This window comes from Arthrospira sp. PCC 8006 (assembly GCF_046480465.1).
Classification (GTDB): Bacteria; Cyanobacteriota; Cyanobacteriia; order Cyanobacteriales; family Microcoleaceae; genus Limnospira; species Limnospira platensis.
On sequence record NZ_PKGG01000051.1, the window covers coordinates 1 to 21961 of the forward strand.

Consider the following 21961-nt stretch of genomic DNA (forward strand, 5'->3'; position numbering starts at 1 on the left):
CTCAGCACCGTCCACCTGAATCATAGATTCAGGCATATAAATACTAATAGCCCCTTGGGAGGAACGCCATTGTTGCCGAAGTTTCGCGAACTTTCCTAAAATCTCGATTTCTGGTTCAGCCTTAATACCCAAGTGCAGCATCTCATCGACATCATCATAGGTGAGGCGGTAGGTAGGTTTGATGATGCTGGTATGAATGCTATAATCCTTCACGCTGCCATCTTCATTCAGCACTACCCCGAAGCTCAAGGCACAGCAAATTTTACCCTGCACCAAACTCATCGGCCCAGTGGCCAGTTCTGAGGGGAACATGGGAATCATCCCCGTGGGTAGGTAAACGCTGGTAGTCCTGCGCCGCGCTTCTAGGTCTAGTTCATCTCCCGGTTGAATTAGACGGGTAGGATCAGCAATGTGAACCCAAATCTTTTGGGTTCCGTCTTCGAGAAATTCGAGGCTAACTCCATCATCAATTTCGCGGGTGCTTTCGTCGTCAATGGTATAGACCTTCAGATGAGTTAGATCGAACCGACGATTTTGATCTGGGTCAGGTTGGGGAGATTCGAGATAATATTGAGCCACGTCTAGGACCTTTGCGGGAAACTGGGTTGGGATCTGACTGCGCCACAGGGAAAGGTTCTCATGCAGACTCCATATCCCCAAGTCTACCAACAATTGAAAAGAGGCACCGGGAGTTTGAGGGCGATTAAGACTGCTTAGGGTTTCTAAGGCGGGTCCCGTATGGGATGCTTCCTCCCCGTACAGAGCAAAACGTTCCAAAGCATCGAGGCGGGCGCGATCGCTCCCCTGCCATTCTACCACCTCTCCCCCTAGACATTGTTCAACTCGCTGCCAAAATAGTTGGGTTTCCTGTTCCCGTTGCTGTTCAACTTCCTGTTGATGTTTGATTTCTGCTACTTGGTTAGGAGGGCGAGGTTCATAGCGATCGCCCTTCTGTTTAAAGTAGAGTTTATCATTGCATAGCAACAAGTGGCTGGCATAACATTGAGCCGGAGTTTCCTCCGAAAATAGCAACAATGCCATTCCTGTGGGATCGACTGTTTCCCCCTCTTCAATCAAAATCTCCCAGGCTATCTCTAAACTAGCTGGATCTAGATAGGGTTGTATTTCTTCATAAAAAGAGGGAATATCAGCAGGACGATAAGTCGTTCCCCCTACCTCATAGGTAATTTGTCTGGGATGAACGGTATGGGAATTTCCCTGGTCATCAACTAAGATCCAGTGCTTTTTTCCTTCAGGGCGAGCTACCACAGCGAGACGGCGCTCCCCATGTATACGGAATTCAACTAAAGTTCCCTTTTCCACCAATTCAATCAGCCTTCTTTATTGACAAAGGGCAGCATGGCTAAAATTCTAGCCCGTTTGATCGCTTTTGTCAGGTCTCGTTGTTGTTTACAGGTTAAACCGGTAATGCGCCGGGGTAGAATTTTGCCCCGTTCGGTCATAAACTTTTTCAACAACTCGATGTTTTTATAATCAATGGGGGTTTTCGGATCAATCGGCGAAACTTGGCGACGGAAATAGCTCATGGGCTTTGACTCCTGTTGGTTTAATGGATGATTCTAGGTTCATGGGGATGACTACTCTCCCACCAGTCATCTGAAAGCACTATTTGATTTCTTTGTGAACCGTATGTTTGTTACAGTGGGTGCAGAATTTTTTGAGTTCCATCCTCCCAGTTGTATTCCGACGGTTTTTGGTCGTTGTATACCGTGACACACCCTTAGAACGCTTATCGGTATTGGTGCGACACTCAGTGCATTCCAGCGTGATTACAATGCGAACACCTTTAGCCATAATCCTAAAAGATTTCTTAATAAAGCACAATCATCTATTATTTCAGGTATTGCTGCATTTTGTCAATCCAATTTTTGACTCTAATATCCAAAGAATAGCCTCGTTGCACACCAATAACGATAGTTTCGCCAAAGCGATCGTGAAAAGTTTGCGGATATTGACTCATATCAAACAGCACCACTCCACCATCAGCGATCAGGGGAACTAGTAACAGCACAACACCCGCATGGCCTAAAGCCAGATTCCCTAATCCATTTAGAGCCAAGAACACAAAAAACCCCAGGACACCCTCGCGCTTAGATAATTCTAACAGTTGCGGTGTTCGGTGGAATCGTGTATCAATTACCCTCATATTCAAAGCCCACCGCCCTAGGCTCTGTCCATAGTTTCGATAAACTACAAACACCCGTGAGGCTATCCAAAGCAGCATAAATATCAAAAATCCGACTAAGCCACTAGCCCCTAATAAACCAGTAATCAACAACACTAGAAATCCGTCAATCCCTAATGCGATCGCCCGACACCAAGTAGGAACCCTTGGAAAAGCCGGGGCTACTAACTCAGATAATTCAGACCTTTCAGAACTCATGGTGAATACCAGATTATCAAAAAACAAAGCCTCAATCGAAAGAAAGAGGCAGAGTAATAAGATTAAATTGTAGTGTATAAGCAAAACCCTAAAGGCTGCATAGAGAAAAAGCGAGTGTAAAAGAGGTCAAGCCCTCGGTCTGTTAGTGTGCCTCGGCTACATCCATTGCTGGACTTCCACCTGACATCTATTAACGGGTAATCTTCCCGTGACCTTACCTGGCTAACCCAGTGAGAGCACTCATCTTGAGGTGGGCTTCCCACTTAGATGCTTTCAGCGGTTATCCGCTCCGCACATGGCTACCCTGCGTATACCGTTGGCACGATAACAGGTACACCAGCGGTGCGTCCTTCCCGGTCCTCTCGTACTAGGGAAGGCTCCTCTCAATGCTCTTACGCCTGCACCGGATATGGACCGAACTGTCTCACGACGTTCTGAACCCAGCTCACGTACCGCTTTAATGGGCGAACAGCCCAACCCTTGGGACGTACTACCGCCCCAGGTTGCGATGAGCCGACATCGAGGTGCCAAACCTCCCCGTCGATGTGAACTCTTGGGGGAGATCAGCCTGTTATCCCTAGAGTAACTTTTATCCGTTGAGCGACGGCCTTTCCACGCAGTACCGTCGGATCACTAAGGCCGACTTTCGTCCCTGCTCGACTTGTAGGTCTTGCAGTCAAGCTCCCTTATGCCTTTGCACTCTACGGCTGATTTCCAACCAGCCTGAGGGAACCCTTGCGCGCCTCCGTTACCATTTAGGAGGCGACCGCCCCAGTCAAACTGCCCCCCTGAAACTGTCTCTTTCCCGGATAACGGGAAAAGGTTAGAATTCTAGCCTCGCCAGAGTGGTATCTCACCGATGGCTCAGAATCCCCCACAAGGAATTCTTCACAGCCTCCCACCTATCCTGCGCAAGCGAAGCCCGAACCCAATTCCAGGCTACAGTAAAGCTTCATAGGGTCTTTCTGTCCGGGTGCAGGTAGTCCGTATCTTCACAGACAATTCTATTTCGCCGAGTCTCTCTCCGAGACAGCGCCCAGATCGTTACGCCTTTCGTGCGGGTCGGAACTTACCCGACAAGGAATTTCGCTACCTTAGGACCGTTATAGTTACGGCCGCCGTTCACCGGGGCTTCGGTCATCAGCTTCAGATTACTCCTGACCGACTTCCTTAACCTTCCGGCACTGGGCAGGCGTCAGCCCCCATACATCGTCTTGCGACTTAGCGGAGACCTGTGTTTTTGGTAAACAGTCGCCTGGGCCTCTTCAGTGCCACCTACCTTTCGGCAGGCACTCCTTCTCCCGAAGTTACGGAGCCATTTTGCCGAGTTCCTTAGAGAGAGTTATCTCGCGCCCCTTAGTATTCTCAACCACCCCACCTGTGTCGGTTTAGGGTACAGGCATTTACAGTTTAAGATGTATAGGGCTTTTCTAGGAAGCCTGATGACTATCACTTCCCCGCCGTAGCGGGTCGGACTCGTGCCTCAGCTCAGTCTGTTTTCACCAGACCTCAACACCTCGAACACTTGCACCGGTAACCAACATCCGGATGACGAACACCTACTCCGTCCCCCTTCATCAACTGCAAACGGTACGGGAATGTTAACCCGTTGTCCATCGACTACGCTTTTCAGCCTCGCCTTAGGTCCTGACTAACCCTCCGCGGACGAGCCGTCCGGAGGAACCCTTAGGGTTTCGGGGTGTGGGATTCTCACCCACATTTTCGCTACTTAAGCCGACATTCTCACTTCTGATTCGTCCACACCTGCTTGCCGCTAGTGCTTCACACTACTACAGAACGCTCCCCTACCAATAGTTGCCTATTCCACAGCTTCGGTACACTACTTAGCCCCGTTCATTTTCGGCGCAGGAGCGCTTGACCAGTGAGCTATTACGCACTCTTTTAAGGATGGCTGCTTCTAGGCAAACCTCCTGGTTGTCTGGGCACTCCCACCTCCTTTATCACTTAGTAGTGATTTGGGGACCTTAGCTGGTGGTCTGGGCTGTTTCCCTCTTGACGATGAAGCTTATCCCCCACCGTCTCACTGGTTGAGTGTACCCCTGGTATTCAGAGTTTGTCTCGATTTGGTACCGCTCTCGCAGCCCGCACCGAAACAGTGCTTTACCCCCAGGTTTAAACCTCAACCGCTGCGCCTCAACGCATTTCGGGGAGAACCAGCTAGCTCCGGGTTCGATTGGCATTTCACCCCTAACCACACCTCATCCGCCGATTTTTCAACATCGGTCGGTTCGGACCTCCACTTGGTTTTACCCAAGCTTCATCCTGGACATGGTTAGATCACCCGGGTTCGGGTCTACAAATCATGACGTAACGCCCTATTCAGACTCGCTTTCGCTTGGGCTTCAACCTATTGGGTCTTAACCTGCCATAACTTGTAACTCGCCGGCTCATGCTTCAACAGGCACGCGGTCAGACGTTAAATCGTCCTCCCACTGCTTGTAGGCTAACGGTTTCAGGTTCTATTTCACTCCCCTTCCGGGGTTCTTTTCACCTTTCCCTCACGGTACTGGTTCTCTATCGGTCACACAGGAGTATTTAGCCTTACCTCGTGGTCGAGGCGGATTCACACGGAATTTCACGGGCTCCGTGCTACTCGGGATACAGTCGAGCCGTTTTGGCTTTCGACTACAGGACTTTCACCTTCTCTGGTGCAGTATTCAACTGCTTCGTCTAGCCTCGGCGGTCTCTGATGACTGTCCCACAACCCCAACGGGAAATCCCATTGGTTTAGGCTGTTTCCCGTTCGCTCACCACTACTAGGGAAATCGCTATTGCTTTCTCTTCCTCCGGCTACTAAGATGTTTCAGTTCACCGGGTTCGCTCATACTCGCCTATGGATTCAGCGAGCTGTTTATGGGTTGCCCCATTCGGACATCTTCGGCTCAAAGCTTGCTTCCTGCTCCCCGAAGCCTTTCGTGGGTCGCCACGTCCTTCATCGCCTCTGTGTGCCTAGGAATCCACCGTTAGCCCTTTGTAGCTTGACCTACATTGGAATTGTCTTTACGACGTTTTCCTACACCATTATGCTTTTCTCTATGCAGTTTTCAAGGTTCTGACTGGAACAGATGTCCAGCTATCCAATCTCAGAGTAATATCTAAAGATTTAGGAGCTGTACAGTGATAAATTATCTATCAGAGGTAACCTCATCTCATCTCACCCCAACTAGCACCATCACAAAGGAGAGTGGAGGTAAGCGGACTCGAACCGCTGACTTCTGCCGTGCAAAGGCAGCGCTCTACCAACTGAGCTATACCCCCAGTTTGGGGTGGATGTGGGCCATCCTGGACTTGAACCAGGGACCTCACCCTTATCAGGGGTGCGCTCTAACCACCTGAGCTAATAGCCCATAACACGAACCCTAAAGTTTGAAAGCTCTCTGACCGCCCCATCCGACCTAAGGATGACCTCAAGACACGGCTATAGTTGTTAAGGCGCGATATCTCGAAGTAGGTCTCCCTAAAAAGGAGGTGATCCAGCCACACCTTCCGGTACGGCTACCTTGTTACGACTTCACCCCAGTCATCAGCCCTGCCTTCGGCATCCTCCTCCGCGAACGGTTAGAGTAACGACTTCGGGCGTGGCTAACTTCCATGGTGTGACGGGCGGTGTGTACAAGGCCCGGGAACGGATTCACCGCAGTATGCTGACCTGCGATTACTAGCGATTCCTCCTTCATGCAGGCGAGTTGCAGCCTGCAATCTGAACTGAGGAGAGGTTTACGGGATTGGCTCAGACTCGCGTCTTGGCTACCCTTTGTCCCCCCCATTGTAGTACGTGTGTAGCCCAGGACGTAAGGGGCATGATGACTTGACGTCATCCCCACCTTCCTCCGGTTTGTCACCGGCAGTCTCCCTAAAGTGCCCAACTGAATGATGGCAACTAAGGACGAGGGTTGCGCTCGTTGCGGGACTTAACCCAACATCTCACGACACGAGCTGACGACAGCCATGCACCACCTGTGTTCCGGCTCCCGAAGGCACTCTCGGCTTTCACCAAGATTCCGGACATGTCAAGCCCTGGTAAGGTTCTTCGCGTTGCATCGAATTAAACCACATACTCCACCGCTTGTGCGGGCCCCCGTCAATTCCTTTGAGTTTCACACTTGCGTGCGTACTCCCCAGGCGGGAAACTTAACGCGTTAGCTTCGGCACAGCCCGGGTCGATACAGGCTACACCTAGTTTCCATCGTTTACGGCTAGGACTACTGGGGTATCTAATCCCATTCGCTCCCCTAGCTTTCGTCCCTCAGTGTCAGTTACGGCCCAGCAGAGCGCTTTCGCCACCGGTGTTCTTCCCGATATCTACGCATTTCACCGCTACACCGGGAATTCCCTCTGCCCCTACCGTACTCTAGCTGTTCAGTTTCCACTGCCTTTCAGTAGTTGAGCTACTGTCTTTGACAGCAGACTTGAACTGCCACCTACGGACGCTTTACGCCCAATCATTCCGGATAACGCTTGCCTCCTCCGTATTACCGCGGCTGCTGGCACGGAGTTAGCCGAGGCTTATTCCTCAAGTACCGTCATTGTGTTCTTCCTTGAGAAAAGGGGTTTACAACCCAAGAGCCTTCCTCCCCCACGCGGTCTTGCTCCGTCAGGCTTGCGCCCATTGCGGAAAATTCCCCACTGCTGCCTCCCGTAGGAGTCTGGGCCGTGTCTCAGTCCCAGTGTGGCTGATCATCCTCTCAGACCAGCTACTGATCGTCGCCTTGGTGAGCCTTTACCTCACCAACTAGCTAATCAGACGCGAGCTCATCTCCCGGCGATAAATCTTTTACCTTTCGGCTCATCCGGGATTAGCAGAAGTTTCCCTCTGTTGTCCCCGACCGGGAGCCAGATTCTCACGTGTTACTCACCCGTCCGCCACTAGCTCCGAAGAGCCCGTTCGACTTGCATGTGTTAAGCAGACCGCCAGCGTTCATCCTGAGCCAGGATCAAACTCTCCGTGTTGTCAGTCTTTCGACTAACTTTTGGATTTCACGAGTTCAGCTTGCTTTTTCTGAACTCCTGGCTTATACTGTGGCTAACTCTCAGAGTTACCTGAGTAGTAGCCCATAAATTCATTGACCTGGGGTGGTCATTAAGCTTTCAAACTATTAGTTTTTCTAGGTTCGGGCGCGTTCCGGTTCGTTGCCTTCCCTTCGAGCGCATTTACCAATGTATATTACCTAACTAGGTTTGTCAACCCTTTTGGGAAAATTTTTTTGACTTTTTTTGACGAATGCCTGAAAACCCCTACGCCACAAGGGTTTGGGCTGAAAAAAAATTTTGGGTATCAGGGAGAGTTAAAGGTGGCGGAGCGGATAACTAGGGACAAGGGTACGTGGGGCTGGTTGGTTGGCTGATAGTGTCCCACGCGATCGCCTATATGACTATATGAGTTGTGAGGCCATCGGGTGTCGGGATAATGGATCAACGATCGCTCACTGCGACTATATATATAAGGAAGATGTTGGGATGTTGGTTGGAGGGGTCATCGGTTGGCAATTCCAGAAACTTGGGAGCAAATCGTGAGTTTTTGAAGTCATTATGAATGGGCAATGACTGACTAACCCCGGTCGCCCCCTTATCAACATAGAGATAGAGGGAAGATATATTGTCAGTGAAATTAAAAGCGCTGAGACCTGACCCAACTTTGAGACGGAGACCAATGACCCAGGAGTTTCTGATTTCTGTTACCCCATTGGGGGATGATGAATATTGGGTACGGACGGAAAAAACACCGAAAGTGCCATCCGGTGTCCCCTTGGCGGAGGAAAAGGTGAAGTGGCCAGTGGAAGAATGGCTAGAATATACCCGTTATTTAATGAAAGATCCTCTATTGGAAGTGCTGGAGGGTTCATCTTATGCTAGGCGCGGAGATACTAGCGGTGGGACAGTTTTGGCAAATGGATCGCCGTCTTTGAGTTTAGTAGAACTGGGTCAAGAACTTTATGACAATCTATTCTTTGATACGCTGCGGGACAGTTGGACGAGCGCCCAAGCGATCGCCCATAATCGAAAGACAACTTTACAGTTGCGCTTAGGTTTGAAAGGACAGCGCCTCAACAGCCTACCCTGGGAAGTCCTCCATGAAGGGGGAAGACCACTTGCGACAGGATGTGATGTAGTTTTTTCTCGCTACCGACCAGAAAGCCGACTACGGCTACCGAGACATTCTGGGAAACCTAACCAACCTTTAAGAATTTTAATGGCGATCGCCGCCCCCAATGACCTAAATGGTTTACAACTCAAACAAGAGGCTCTACATCTCCAACAGGAACTCAAGCGAGAATTGAGTGATAATGGAGGATACCATGGTGCCATTGAGATTACGATATTAGAACAGCCTGATCGTGAGAAAATCACCCAAGCCTTAGAACAGGGTCAATATCAGATATTTCATTATGCTGGACACAGTGGCTATACTTCGATGGGTGGGGCTTTATATTTAGTCAACAGTCGTACAGGATTAAGTGAAACCATCAGTGGGGATGATTTAGCGGGACTGCTGGTCAATAATGGGGTACTTCTAGCGGTATTAAACTCCTGTAGAGGTGCTTATAGTAATCCCCTAGCCGATGCTAATGATACAGCAAAACTTAACCTAGCAGAAGCGTTAGTGCAGCGAGGAGTTCCGGGGGTGTTAGCCATGGCTGAACGCATTCCTGATGAGGTGGCTTTGATGCTAACGAGCCTATTTTACCGCCAACTAAATCAAGGATTACCAATAGATTTAAGTTTAAGTCGGGCTAGACAGGGGCTAATTTCTGCCTATGGTTCCCATCAAATCTATTGGGCGTTACCTGTGTTGTACTTACACAATGAGTTTGATGGCATTTTAATACCAGGTAGCAGGACAGTTAGCAGGACAGCTTTAGGTAACTACTGGGAGGATATAGAAGCGAGTAGTCCAGATATGTGTGGGGCTAACTATACAGACCCTGGGGAATCAGCAGATATTGATGACTGGTCAGATGATGAGAGATTTGATGAGACTTTAGAGTTAGAAGGAAATGGGGAGGATGTGGGATTTATTGGGGATACTCTCCAAGAACTACAGACACCTGGAATAGTTGGTGTTAATCATAAAAATAGTCGTTCTAGTTTGCAGACACTGCCCCCAAGCTATGATAGATACGTTGACCATGAAAAAAGGTGGAAGAAGGAGTCTGATAGTCCTAGAGGTTCCCAACGCCAGAGCAGTGGTGTGTTAGGAGTGATGCTGGTGGTGATTGTATTAGTGATCACTTGCGGGCTGTCGATTTTCGGCGATCGCATTACTGCCATGTTACCCTATCGCGCTTTGATGTCGAGTAATCAACCAATCAGGAATAATATTAATTCTTCAGAAGAAACGTTAGCCACAGGTTTGGAAGATGCTATGACTGACCAAGTTTTAGGAATTGCGACCGAACAGTTTGAACGGGCTAATCTGGAAGCAGGGGTGCAGGCTACGGAAGAATTATTAAATCGTGAGGCGGTAGTTAAAGCGAAAGCTGCTTTAAGTGCGGTTCTGTCTCAGTATCAAGATGAACCGGCTATCAATTTTTTATGGGGACGTTTAGCTTGGCAATCTATTGACAGAGGTAGTGCGGATTATAGTCTGGATGATGTGCGCCGATTTTGGGCGAGGGCAGTTGATGGGGAGCCAAATTCGCTGGAATATAACACAGCATTAGGATTTGCTTACTATAGGTCGGGTGATTTACAACGGGCTTATCAAACCTGGTATCGTAGTTTGGAGTTAGCAGAGCCTATTTTAAGCTGGGAGGGAGGTTCTTTTAACGATCAATTAGCATCAGTGAATACAGAAACATGGACTTTGACTGGGGGGGATGTTGCTACTACAGAGACAGAGGACGGCGAAGACAGGGATAGCTTAGATAATGTAGATGCTTCGACGCTGGAGAATATGGATGTGTTAAATGCCTATGCAGGTTTGGGATTGGTATTAATGAAATCGGCTGAGTCCCTAAATGCTGATGAACAGGTGACACAGTTGAGTAAGGCGGTTAAATTCAGAGATAAGGCGCTTTCAGAAGCACCAGAAGCGTTTAAATCTCATGCCCTAGGGTCAAAATGGCTTTGGTCAACAGATATGATGCGAGACTGGGAACTACTCCTACGCATACAGTCTGGTGGTGTTTGAAAGCGGGTAACGCGATTCGAACGCGCGACATTCACCTTGGCAAGGTGACGCTCTACCACTGAGCTATACCCGCATTTGACTTAACTTTGATTATAGTCTCATAAAAATTTGAGTTTGTCAAGATTGTTTGGGAAAAAATTTGAGGAATCTTTAAGGGACTAGAAGGGACTAGGGATGAGACCGGGTGGCAGAGTTTGGTGGTCTGGTGTGTGGGAATCGGATCATATATGGTGAAAGGGGACGCATATGAACTTCAGGTGGCGGGTGGTCTGAAATGAAGGGGATTTGATATGATTATTGGTTTTTGGTCGCTAGGATTTTTTGGATAAATGCTTCCAACTCTGGTGATAACTGGAGGGGAAGGTAGCCTCGAATATGTAGATCCCGCTGAGGAAAGGGAATTTCAATATGGCGTTGTCGGAAGATGGCGTCGATTTGATAGTATAAATCGCTTTTGATGATAACTTGGCGGTTGGGATAGCGAGTCCAAACGCGGAGTTCAAAATCTAGGGAACTGTCGCCAAAACGTTTAAATAAAACTTGGGGGGAAGGAATGGTTAATACATCAGAATTTGCTTGAGCGACATCGAGGAGGCTTTGGCGGACTAATTCTACATCGGAACCGTAAGCGACCTTAATGGGAAGTCGTAAACCGGAGAGGGAATTATCATGATCCCAGTTAATTAATTCGGATTCTAAAAATCGGGAGTTAGGAACAATAATAGAGACGCGATCTAAGGTTTTAATGACGGTACTGCGAGCGCCGACTCTTTCAACGGTTCCTTGATATTCTCCAACTTCAATAAAGTCTCCAATTTGAATTGGTCGCTCGAATAATAAGACTAAACCACTACCGAAGTTTTTGGCGATATCCTGAAACCCAAAACCAATCCCGACACCGAATGCACTAGCTAGGATGGTGAGAGAACTAAGGTTTAAACCCCAAACTTGGAGGAGAACAATAGTACCAATAGAGATTAAGGAATATTTAACTATGACGGCGATGACTTCCTGAGCACCTCGACCAATTCCGGTGGCTTCTAAGATACGCGATCGCAGAACATCAGCTAATACTTTTGCCCCCAAAACCAAAGCCCATAATAGCAGTAATAAAAAGAATAAATCTGGGAGGGAGTAAGATTTATTGTCGAGGTTAATAATATCGGAAGTCAGGGTAGCCAGGAGAGTTCCCCGAATTTGATAACTCCATTGTCTAGTTATGGGGAATTGATTGGCTATATAGATAATAATAGCCAGCCATAAGCCTAATCTGACACTACCCAAAGTCAAATTTATAAATAGTTCCAGACTATGATGATACTTTTTTTGGTCTTCTGGGGATAACTGAGATTTGGGTAAAAAAGATTCTAAAATCGAGCGTAAATAACCTCTCCAAATTTGACCTAAAACCCAATGCAAAAATATGGCTAATAACAAAATGGTTAAGGAACGCAATAAGGCGCTTCTCATAAACTCGCTGGTGCGCTCTCTTTGACCACGATTAATAGCTAACTGGATTTGACGTTGCCAGATTTGTGCTTGTTCCTGGACATCGTTACCTGCGTCGGTATCTCGTTCGGTAACAGTCAATAAATATCCATCATTTAACCAGAGAGTTGGTAAAATATCATTAGTTCTAAGTGTGACTTCTATGGGAATAGGTGAACGAGCGGCTTCTAATATTTTGGATTGAATGAGATTCGCCCTAAATTCAGCGGGATATCCTTCAGCATTACTAAGTTGAAATATGAGTCGTCCATCAAGTATGACGGGGGCGGTTTTAGACTCTAAGTTAATCCCAAACCTATCTTGGCTATGGGCTGTATGTGCTGGGAAAATGGCGAGTAATACCGCGATTATTAAACCGATAAAAAAACCCAATATATAAGTACGTTTACGGCTGCAAGAGTTATTTAGCACGGCTTTTAGAGAATAATTATGAGACTGGGTAAGAACAGGGAACCCCTGTAGTAAATATTAGCGCTAATTTTCCAATCTGGTTGATGGTGTACGATCGCCACTAGGTTGGCTAAGGTTGCCAGGTGGCGGAAAATCGGTATGATAGGGGAAGTTTTTTTGACATTACTACCCTAGTCATGACTCAAACCGTTTGGATCGCTAGACACGGAAACCGGATTGATTTTGTCAATCCTGAATGGTTTAATACCGCAGAACGTCGTTATGATCCCTATCTGTCCCCGGACGGCTTGGTTCAGGCTAAACAATTGGCTAGGCGACTGGTGGGGGAAGGAATCACCCAAATTTTCTCATCACCATTTCTGCGGACGGTTCAAACTGCGGAGGCGATCGCCAAAATCCTAGACCTACCAATCAAATTAGATTGGGGACTGGGAGAATGGCTAAATCCTGAATGGATGAAGGAAAGCCCGGAAATTCTCCCCCTGGAAACTCTGATGGCTCAATTTCCGCTGATTGATAGCACTTACCCCATGGGAACATCAAACTATCCAGAAACTTGGGAGGAATGTTTGATGCGTACTAAAGAGGTGGTACAGGGTCTGGTGGCGGCTTATCCAGATGATAATTTATTATTAATAGGACATGGTGCATCAGTGATAGGGACAGCAATGGGGCTGATTCCTACCCTAAGAGAAACGGATATTCATGCGAGTTTATGCTGTTTGGTTAAATTAGTGCATCAACAAGGGGAATGGATGATGGAACTTAATGGGGATACTTCCCATCTGAGTGAAACTGAAGAGGATATCCGTTTTAATTAATACTGAGTTTGTGAGATTTGGAAAAATTGTTGATTAGCTATGGCTGGACACAGTAAATGGGCGAATATTAAACGCCAGAAAGCTAGGGTTGATGCGGTTAAAGGTAAGGTTTTTACGAAAATTTCTCGGGAAATTATTGTGGCGGCGCGACAAGGTGCTGATCCAGGGGGGAATTTTCAGCTAAGAACAGCTATTGAGAAGGCGAAGGCKGCGGGTATTCCTAATGAAAATAKCGAAAGGGCGATCGCTAAGGGCTCGGGTACTTTTTCGGATGGGTCGCAGTTGGAGTCTATCCGATATGAGGGTTATGGTATCGGTGGGGTGGCGGTTTTGATTGAGGGATTAACGGATAACCGTAACCGGACGGCGGCGGATCTGCGATCGGCTTTTACTAAGAATGGGGGAAACCTGGGGGAAACTGGTTGTGTGAGTTGGATGTTTGAACAAAAGGGGGTTGTAACTTTGGCGGGTCCCATTGATGAGGAGAAGTTGTTAGAGGCTTCTGTGGAGGGGGAGGCTGAGTCCTACGAGTTGACTCCTGTTGATGATACTGATGGGGTGGAAGTGTTTACGGTGGCGGAAAATTTGGAACATTTGAATCAGGTTTTAGATGATTTTGGGTTTCGGGTGGTGGAAGCTGAATTGCGTTGGATTCCTAGCAATATTGTGGAGGTTGATGATGTGGAAAAAGCTAGATCGCTGATGAAGTTAATGAATGCTTTGGATGATTTAGATGATGTGCAAAATGTGACGGCTAATTTTGAAATGTCGGATAGTTGCTATGAGATGCTTTATGGTGATTAATGGGCAATAATTAAGGGCCTAAAATGTGGGTTTGGGAGATGGTAAATGGGTAAATTATGGGATGGTTTGGGGGTAATATGTATAGTGGGGTTTGCTACTGCTACGGTGGCGGTGGGGGCGGTTTTGCCATCGTTAAAATATGGGTGGGATTTAAGGGCGATCGTGCAGTTGGAAGGGCTGAATTTACCTCGCCCTAAAACTACGGGAGAAAGCCGGGTTTCTCTGCATCCAATCGAGGGTAGTCAGGTGTTTGCGGTTGATGTGGAAATCGGGGAAAGTAGGGGGGGATTTTTGTTTGATACGGGGGCTTCTACTACTATGGTGGGAAGTCCCTTAGTGACAGATTTGGGATTGGTGGGAGAGGAAATTTCAGGCGATCGCGTTAAGTCAGCAGTAGCGGGTGATGATTGTCCAGCGATGGATGCAACTTTACATCGTCTTCCTACTCTGAAAATGGGGGAAGCGCAGGTGATGGATTTACAGGTTTTGGAATTTGCTAATAAGACGATTCCTGATGGCTTATCTGGGGTTTTGGGAATGGATGTTTTGGCGGAATTTGATCTGATCGTGAATCCTGACACTAAACAGCTTCAGCTTTTGTCGCCTTCTTATCTTCCCTCACAGTTATCGGCGGCGGCGATACCTTTAAAAAGTCGTTTGGGGGTGATGTTAGCAGAGGTGGCGATCGCTGATCGGGGGTCGTTTACTTTTATGTTGGATACCGGGGCTGATACTATCTTTATTTCCGAAGATTTAGCCGATCGCTTAGAAATTGATCCAGCATCCCGCAGTCCTGTCCAGGTTTTGGGATTTTGTGGGTTGGAGGCGGCGACCCTATCAACCCTCGCCACGGTGGAATTAGGAACCCATAAACTCACCAATTTAGAGGCGGTGATTTTATCGTCTCCCTCGGTTTTGGATATGTTGGAAGTTGATGGAATTTTAGGACAAACTTTTTTTAATAATTATCAACAATATTGGCGGTTTGATAGGCGATCGACATCATCAGAATGGGGCGGTAGTTTACTATTAAATCCCCATAGATAGATTCAATGCCGCTATAGCCTTGTTTTTAATAATTGTCTGAACATCCATAGAGACCCATAGAGACCCATAGTATTATATCCCAAGTTTGTAGTAATTGCTAATATTTGGCGTAGATATGACCCCCCAAAAATTGGCAAGTTTCAGATAATTTTAAACAAGTTCCGCTACAATATCTTGAGTAATATCATCAATAGGGAATGCAATTATGACCCAGGCTAAAATTGGCATTATTGGCGGTAGTGGTCTTTATCAAATGGAAGCCCTCACCGACTTAGAAGAAGTCCTAGTTGAGACACCCTTTGGGTCCCCCTCCGATCTGATTATTTTAGGAACCTTAGAAGGAATGAGGGTAGCTTTTCTGGCCCGTCATGGACGAGATCATAAACTTCTTCCCAGTGAGTTACCTTATCGGGCGAATGTTTACGCCATGAAAAGTTTGGGAGTTGAATATATTATTTCCGCCTCCGCTGTGGGTTCTCTGAAAGCCGAAGTTAAGCCTTTAGACATGGTAATTCCTGACCAATTTCTTGACCGGACAAGAAGCAGAATTTCGACTTTTTTTGGTGATGGAATTGTCGCCCATATTGCTTTTGGTCATCCGGTTTGTAATCAGTTGGCTGCCGTTGTCGGTGATGCTATATCCGCTTTGAATTTGCCAGAAGTAACCCTACACAGAGGCGGAACTTATATTTGTATGGAAGGACCCGCTTTTTCCACCCAAGCTGAGTCTAATTTGTATCGAAGTTGGGGGGGGACTGTAATTGGTATGACTAATTTAACAGAAGCCAAACTCGCACGGGAAGCCGAAATAGCCTATACTACATTAGCCTTAGTAACTGATTATGATTGTTGGCATCCCGACCATGATCATGTTACCGTTGATTTAGTGATTGATAACCTCAAGCATAATGCAGTTAATGCCCAAAAAGTTATTCAGGAAACGGTTAAACGACTATCTAAAAATCTGCCAGAGTCGGAGGCACATTCTGCGTTAAAATATGCCATTCTTACTCCTTTAGCCAAAGTGCCACAACCTCGTAAACAACAGCTTGAGTTACTCTTGAAAAAGTATCTTTAAGTTATTCCGAATACCTTGGGGCTAAATTATTCAGAGTTTTTTAGCCCCCCATAACTTACTTATGGTTAATTAAGAACCGGGATTAAACACTTGAGATGCTGTTAACTCAAGCTGTGTGAATTGGGGTGATATGACTAAATTATCTCCCGCAAAAATACCGATTTCTGTATAGCCAGTGTCGGTGATTTCTAATACTAGGATGGTTTGAGTTTGGGGGTCAACTATCCAATATTCGGGAATGGCTAAATCTTGATATTGTATTCTTTTGGCTACATAGTCTCGGTCTCTTTGTAACTCTCCAGGACTGACTACTTCTATGACTAATAAGGGTGGTAACATCGACAGGCGGATGGTATTACGTTGGGAGAGTTGCTCAATATGTTCTGGTAGAATAATGGTTAAATCTGGATAACGATTTCTGGGTTCGCCTCTGACTTCTAATTCTAATCCTTGACCTCGGACTCTATCTGTTCCTATCATCAAAGCAAAAACCAAAAACAGACGATTGGCAATTTGGATATTTAAACCTGATTCTGGTGGCATTTCTATGAGTTCTCCATTGAATAATTCATAGAGTTTTTCGGAAGCATCATGATAAGATAAATATTCATCAAAACTTTGAAATCTGGGTTTGGCTTGTAGCATGAGATGAATTCCTTTAACTAATATGGTTAATTAAGAAGCGGGATTAAATACTTGAGATGCTGTTAACTCAAGCTGTCTGAATTGGGGTGATATGACTAAATTATCTCCCGCAAAAATACCGATTTCTGTATAGCCAGTGTCGGTGATTTCTAATACTAGGATGGTTTGAGTTTGGGGGTCAACTATCCAATATTCGGGAATGGCTAAATCTTGATATTGTATTCTTTTGGCTACATAGTCTCGGTCTCTTTGTAACTCTCCAGGACTGACTACTTCTATGACTAATAAGGGCGGTAACATCGACAGGCGGATGGTATTACGTTGGGAGAGTTGCTCAATATGTTCTGGTCGAATAATGGTTAAATCTGGATAACGATTTCTGGGTTCGCCTCTGACTTCTAATTCTAATCCTTGACCTCGGACGCGACGATGGCCGACAATGGCAGCAAATTTAATTAGTAAAAATGTGGCTATTTCAATATTTAAACCTGATTCTGGTGGCATTTCTATGAGTTCTCCATTGAATAATTCATAGAGTTTTTCGGAAGCATCATGATAAGATAAATATTCGTCAAAACTTTGAAATCTGGGTTTGGCTTGTAGCATGAGATGAACTCCTTTATATTTGTAGTGGTAAGGATGAATGCTTCAGGAGGATTTGAGGATAATTTCGCCCTAGGATAATTATAACAGGTCAAATGGTGTAGTTTACTTGATGAGACTAGATTGGGGAAGCACAAATATCTACATTTATGGCACAATAGTTATAGCACCCTGTTTGAAGATTTTGCATCAATGTTATCAACTGAGACTATTCTAGCCGATCGCTTTCAACTCCGGGAATCCCTAAACAGTAACCCGGTCCGCCAAACCTGGTTAGGACGAGATCTAAAACGGCGCGATCGCGTGGTAATTAAACTATTAGCCATGGGAAATGGTATGCAATGGGATGATGTGAAACTCCTAGAAAGGGAAGCACAAGTCCTCCAACGACTTGACCATCCTCGTCTCGTGCGTTACCGGGATTATTTCTCGGTTGATGACCAGAATTTATGGTTTGGTTTAGTCACAGAATATTTACCTGGTGTTTCTCTGAAGCAAAAACTAGAATCTGGATACACTTTTAGTCGTCCAGAAGTTATGTGGATCGCGACAGAAGTTTTAGAAATTCTCAGCTATTTACATCAATTTGCGCCGCCAATTTTGCACAGAGACATTAAACCGAGTAACTTAATTTGGGGGGAAGATAACCGCATATATTTAATTGATTTTGGTTCGGTACAGATTCAATTTCCGACTCCTGGGGCGACTTTTACGGTGGTGGGAACTTTAGGTTATACACCCATTGAACAATTTGGCGGTCAGTCAACCACGGCTTCTGACTTTTATGCGTTAGGGATGACGTTAGTACATTTATTAACAGGTTGTCCTCCGGCTGATTTTCCCCAAGAAAGTTTTCGGGTGAAATTTCGCGATCGCATTCCCCCAAAAACAGATATCCGTTTAATCACCTGGTTAGAACGTTTGACAGAACCCCTACCAGAAAACCGTTTTTCTAGTGCAGATGAGGCATTATTAGAATTACAAAAACTCAATTTTCGCGCGGTAATTGCACCCGCCACAGAGTCGAATATTAACTTATCCCAAACTGATGATAAATTGACAATTCAAATTCCCTGTCGGTTTTCCCTGCAATTTATTCGCCCTATGCGCCACACGGCTAAATGGTTAGTAGCCACGACTAAGGAAAAGTTAAGTAATCTGAATATTCTAGTTAAGTCGGGGGTATTTGTCTCGATAATTATTACCTTAATCATCCTGCAAAAGCTACCCATACCCACCGGAAAAATCGCCCTATTTTTATTAGAGGTTATCGCGGCAATTCCCCTAATTGGGTTAATTTTAGCTATTCCGGGAAGTCTGATATTTTTAATGGCTATCCTGACATCAGGGGAAAAATATTTCGAGAGAATTAGCCTCAACTTCGATAATGAAAACTACGAGATATGCTGGCATTCTTCGGCTTTCACCCGCCGCCAGCAGGGGAAACTCTCCTATATTCAAGAAATTAATCCTTTATGTCTACAGGACAGCCAAGGCAATTTTCACCACAGCTTAGAGATAGTCACTCAAGAACCTTTATTATTTTTATTTTCCCGCCGTCGCACCTACCGCCTCGGAGACCAGTTAGAGGAAGCAGAAGTTAAGCATATTCAACAGGAAATCAGACATTGGATAGGTAGTAAAAATCAGGGATAATTGAGGATGGTAAATAAATATAGCGTTTCTCATATCCATAAGGTACAGCCCACTCAAAGAGAAGCCGCTGCGCGTCTACACCCCAAACCCCTCTCCCAATAGGGGAGAGGTTTGTCCTGAGCTTTTCGAAGGGGGCTTTGAAAAGTACCTCACCAATTCACCGAACCGCTATAGTGCGTCAGAAGTGCGTCAGATGGATATTTACCGAGTCTGACGCACCGTAGGAAACTCAGGAGATTAAACGGAAGTTTCGGTCATGGCGGGACATCCCACACCAGTACCACCTAAACCACAATAACCATTGGGATTTTTGCCTAGATATTGCTGATGATAGGCTTCAGCATAATAGAATTCTTTGGCGGGAGCGATTTCTGTGGTAATTTCACCGTAACTGGCGGCGGAGAGTGCTTGTTGATAGCGATCGCGAGAAGCCAAAGCCTGGCGTTGGTGTTCGTCTGAATAGGTATAAATAGCGGATCGATATTGAGTTCCGGTATCATTACCCTGGCGCATTCCCTGGGTGGGGTTATGGCTTTCCCAGAATAGTTTGAGTAAATCAGCATAACTGATCACCTGGGGGTCAAATACCACCAATACCACTTCTGTATGACCAGTCATACCGCTGCAAACCTCTTCATAGGTGGGATTTTTGGTATATCCTCCCGCATAGCCTACAGCGGTGCTAAACACGCCCTGCTGTTGCCAGAATTTCCGTTCAGCGCCCCAAAAGCAGCCCAAACCAAAAACGGCTTGTTCCATACCTTCAGGAAAAGGGGGTTTAAGGGGGTTCCCATTGATATAGTGGCGATCAGGAACTGACATGACTCGATCGCGTCCAGGAAGGGCTTCTTCTGGCTGAGGGAGAGATTTTTTCTTGCCGAATCCGAATAGTACCATGATATTTTGTGGATTTTGTCTTAACGTTACTTTACATTTTAGGGTCATTCGTCAGCAAGGGTAAGGGCGAGTTGATAAATTTGGCGACGGGACAGTGATAAATTTTCGGCTAACTGGCGACTGGCTTGCGATCGCGACAGTCCCTGCTGTAGTAATTGTTGTAATTGGGCTAGGATATCTTCCTCTGACAGGGTGGGGGTTGTGGGTGTAACTGGTGCGATCGCAATAGTTAATTCTCCTCGGACTTCCCTGTTTTGGTAATATTCGAGCGCACCCCCCAGGCTACCGCGCCAAAATTCCTCATGGAGTTTGGTTAATTCCCGCGCGATCACGACACCATGATCGCCGCCTAAAACATCGATTAAATCGCTCAAAGTTTGTCGGAGTCGGTGGGGAGACTCATATAAAATCATGGTCCGACACTGGGAGCCCAAGGCTTGTAGGCGTTTTTGGCGGTCTTTACCTTTGGCGGGTAAAAAGCCTTCAAACACAAAGCGATCGGTTGGTAGTCCCGACCCACTCAATGCGGTTAAACAGGCGCTAACACCAGGAATGGGAACCACAGGAATACCCGCATTGATACAGCCTTGTACTAACTCGGTACCTGGGTCAGAAATTCCCGGCATTCCCGCATCAGTTACTATAGCGATCGCACTTCCACCTAAAAGGCGATCGATTAATTCAGGAAGGCGACGGCTTTGGTTATGCTGGTGGTAGCTAATTTGGGGCGTTTCAATCTGAAAGTGATGTAGTAATTTCCCCGTGTGGCGGGTATCTTCCGCCGCAATGAGATCCACTGATTTTAAAGTCTGCAAAGCCCGAAATGTTATATCATCTAGGTTTCCTATGGGAGTACCAACAATATATAGGGTTCCCATTTGTAGGTCTGTCATTGAACGTTATCGTTATTTGGGGAGTCGGTTAGAGATATTTGGCAGGCAGGTCAAACACGCCCAGATTACCACTTACTCTCCTTGGCTGAAACTATTGTACTGTGATTGTCTCCATTGTGCTAGAGTTGGTCATAAGGGTCTCAAAAGTCCCAACTACCCCAAAGGTCCCACATGAATGGAGAAAGATAGTCAAATGGCAGATGGGTTTTTACACAAGTATTTTTTAAATAACTCATATAAGAGCGTGCACAAATGGGTGCATTATTTTGATATCTATGAGCGTCACTTTGAGCGCTTCAGAGGAACATCGCCCGTCATGATTGAGATTGGTGTTGGGGGGGGGGGGTCACTTGCCATGTGGAGGGATTATTTTGGTCCAGGTTGTCAAATTATTGGTATTGATATTAATCCCAAATCCAAACAACATGAGGCAGACGGCATAGAGGTTTTTATTGGTAGTCAAGATGATCCGGCGGTGATTGACGCTATTTTTGCCAAATACCCAAAAGTTGATATTGTGCTAGACGATGGTAGTCACATGATGAAGCACATGATCGATTCATTTAAGTGGATGTACGATCGCTTGCAACCTAACGGGGTCTATATAGTTGAAGATACCCATACTTGTTATTGGGATAACTATGGCGGCGGGGTAAAACGCGCCGGCAGTTTTATGGAATTTGCCAAGGATAAGTTAGATGAAATTAATGCGGTTCATACACACGGTGTTCTGCCTGTAACGGACTTTACACGCTCAACAAATTATGTTGCGTTTTACGATAGTGTGGTGGTGTTTGAGCGCAAGAAACAAGGCAAAAGACAACACCCGATCACCGGGAGTATGTGACCAAACAGGCTTCGGCTTTAATTGCTTTGGTAGAACAAACTTGGGTAGAAAAGGTATGTGAGGAATTGGCAAAATTTGAGGGCAAACTTTATCGCCGTGCTATTAAAGAAGAACTGGCGGCTCAGTTAACAGAAACAGCTAAAACTGTTGAGGTGGAACCGGAAACCGAGTCGGAGTCAAATCAGTAAATTATC

17 protein-coding genes, 3 tRNA genes and 2 rRNA genes are annotated in these 21961 nt (G+C 46.2%); 8 read left to right on the forward strand and 14 right to left on the reverse strand.

What is annotated here, in order from left to right; all coding sequences use genetic code 11:
- From B9T16_RS10105 to B9T16_RS10140, 8 genes are all read right to left on the reverse strand, one after another.
- Window positions 1–1323: ribonuclease catalytic domain-containing protein (locus tag B9T16_RS10105; protein ID WP_410244677.1), on the reverse strand; the 1323-nt coding region annotated here is incomplete at its 3' end.
- A gap of 8 nt (window positions 1324–1331) precedes the next feature.
- Window positions 1332–1547, reverse strand: a complete 216-nt coding sequence (gene rpsR / locus B9T16_RS10110; RefSeq protein WP_006616668.1) for a 30S ribosomal protein S18 — start codon at window positions 1545–1547, stop codon at window positions 1332–1334.
- Between the two features lie 79 nt (window positions 1548–1626).
- Window positions 1627–1815 (reverse strand): 50S ribosomal protein L33, encoded by a 189-nt coding sequence (gene rpmG, locus B9T16_RS10115; RefSeq protein ID WP_006616669.1) that lies wholly within the window; start codon window positions 1813–1815, stop codon window positions 1627–1629.
- A 37-nt stretch (window positions 1816–1852) separates the two neighbouring features.
- Window positions 1853–2404 carry an RDD family protein gene (locus B9T16_RS10120; RefSeq protein WP_410244678.1) on the reverse strand — a complete coding sequence of 184 codons (552 nt, stop codon included), beginning with the start codon at window positions 2402–2404 and terminating at the stop codon, window positions 1853–1855.
- 122 nt (window positions 2405–2526) lie between these two features.
- Window positions 2527–5409: ribosomal RNA gene (locus tag B9T16_RS10125) — 23S ribosomal RNA — on the reverse strand.
- 201 nt (window positions 5410–5610) lie between these two features.
- Window positions 5611–5683, reverse strand: a tRNA-Ala gene (locus B9T16_RS10130).
- 15 nt (window positions 5684–5698) lie between these two features.
- Window positions 5699–5772, reverse strand: a tRNA-Ile gene (locus tag B9T16_RS10135).
- Between the two features lie 114 nt (window positions 5773–5886).
- A 16S ribosomal RNA gene (locus tag B9T16_RS10140) occupies window positions 5887–7375 on the reverse strand.
- The 16S and 23S rRNA genes sit together here with 2 tRNA genes alongside, the layout of an rRNA operon.
- 700 nt (window positions 7376–8075) lie before the next feature.
- On the opposite strand from B9T16_RS10140, the gene B9T16_RS10145 reads away from it, so the two are divergent.
- Window positions 8076–10556 carry a CHAT domain-containing protein gene (locus B9T16_RS10145; RefSeq protein WP_410244690.1) on the forward strand — a complete coding sequence of 827 codons (2481 nt, stop codon included), beginning with the start codon at window positions 8076–8078 and terminating at the stop codon, window positions 10554–10556.
- 1 nt (window position 10557) lies between these two features.
- Here the strand turns inward: B9T16_RS10145 and B9T16_RS10150 are convergent.
- Both B9T16_RS10150 and B9T16_RS10155 read right to left on the reverse strand, forming a co-directional pair.
- Window positions 10558–10629, reverse strand: a tRNA-Gly gene (locus B9T16_RS10150).
- A 221-nt stretch (window positions 10630–10850) separates the two neighbouring features.
- On the reverse strand, window positions 10851–12476 hold the full coding sequence (locus B9T16_RS10155) for a mechanosensitive ion channel family protein (RefSeq protein ID WP_410244679.1): 1626 nt from the start codon (window positions 12474–12476) through the stop codon (window positions 10851–10853).
- Between the two features lie 176 nt (window positions 12477–12652).
- On the opposite strand from B9T16_RS10155, the gene B9T16_RS10160 reads away from it, so the two are divergent.
- The 4 genes from B9T16_RS10160 (at window position 12653) to B9T16_RS10175 (ending at window position 16226) form a co-directional block, all read left to right on the forward strand.
- Window positions 12653–13297 (forward strand): histidine phosphatase family protein, encoded by a 645-nt coding sequence (locus B9T16_RS10160; protein WP_315670124.1) that lies wholly within the window; start codon window positions 12653–12655, stop codon window positions 13295–13297.
- A gap of 39 nt (window positions 13298–13336) precedes the next feature.
- On the forward strand, window positions 13337–14101 hold the full coding sequence (locus B9T16_RS10165; protein ID WP_410244680.1) for a YebC/PmpR family DNA-binding transcriptional regulator: 765 nt from the start codon (window positions 13337–13339) through the stop codon (window positions 14099–14101).
- A gap of 45 nt (window positions 14102–14146) precedes the next feature.
- Complete coding sequence (locus B9T16_RS10170) at window positions 14147–15148, forward strand: aspartyl protease family protein (RefSeq protein ID WP_410244681.1); 1002 nt, start codon at window positions 14147–14149, stop codon at window positions 15146–15148.
- Window positions 15149–15353: 205 nt separating this feature from the next.
- On the forward strand, window positions 15354–16226 hold the full coding sequence (locus tag B9T16_RS10175) for an S-methyl-5'-thioadenosine phosphorylase (protein ID WP_006618817.1): 873 nt from the start codon (window positions 15354–15356) through the stop codon (window positions 16224–16226).
- Window positions 16227–16295: 69 nt separating this feature from the next.
- On the opposite strand, the gene B9T16_RS10180 is transcribed toward B9T16_RS10175, so the two are convergent.
- Together B9T16_RS10180 and B9T16_RS10185 are read right to left on the reverse strand one after the other, a co-directional pair.
- Window positions 16296–16871, reverse strand: a complete 576-nt coding sequence (locus tag B9T16_RS10180; protein ID WP_410244682.1) for a Uma2 family endonuclease — start codon at window positions 16869–16871, stop codon at window positions 16296–16298.
- 30 nt (window positions 16872–16901) lie between these two features.
- Entirely contained in the window at window positions 16902–17477 is a 576-nt protein-coding gene (locus tag B9T16_RS10185; protein WP_014275850.1) for a Uma2 family endonuclease, read from the reverse strand.
- 120 nt (window positions 17478–17597) lie between these two features.
- Here B9T16_RS10185 and B9T16_RS10190 point away from each other — a divergent pair, with 120 nt between their 5' ends.
- The gene (locus tag B9T16_RS10190; RefSeq protein WP_410244683.1) at window positions 17598–19130 is read left to right on the forward strand and encodes a serine/threonine protein kinase; all 1533 of its coding nucleotides are present in this window, start codon (window positions 17598–17600) and stop codon (window positions 19128–19130) included.
- Window positions 19131–19367: 237 nt separating this feature from the next.
- Here B9T16_RS10190 and msrA read toward each other — a convergent pair whose 3' ends face one another.
- Both msrA and rsmI read right to left on the reverse strand, forming a co-directional pair.
- Window positions 19368–20027 carry a peptide-methionine (S)-S-oxide reductase MsrA gene (gene msrA, locus B9T16_RS10195; protein WP_014275852.1) on the reverse strand — a complete coding sequence of 220 codons (660 nt, stop codon included), beginning with the start codon at window positions 20025–20027 and terminating at the stop codon, window positions 19368–19370.
- A 44-nt stretch (window positions 20028–20071) separates the two neighbouring features.
- Window positions 20072–20920, reverse strand: a complete 849-nt coding sequence (rsmI, locus tag B9T16_RS10200) for a 16S rRNA (cytidine(1402)-2'-O)-methyltransferase (protein ID WP_317266630.1) — start codon at window positions 20918–20920, stop codon at window positions 20072–20074.
- A 175-nt stretch (window positions 20921–21095) separates the two neighbouring features.
- Between rsmI and B9T16_RS10205 the strand changes: the two genes are divergently transcribed.
- Entirely contained in the window at window positions 21096–21767 is a 672-nt protein-coding gene (locus B9T16_RS10205; protein WP_410244684.1) for a CmcI family methyltransferase, read from the forward strand.
- The gene (locus B9T16_RS10210) at window positions 21764–21955 is read left to right on the forward strand and encodes a hypothetical protein (protein WP_410244685.1); all 192 of its coding nucleotides are present in this window, start codon (window positions 21764–21766) and stop codon (window positions 21953–21955) included. The genes B9T16_RS10205 and B9T16_RS10210 overlap by 4 nt, the downstream gene beginning before the upstream one ends.
- Window positions 21956–21961: the final 6 nt, after the last annotated feature.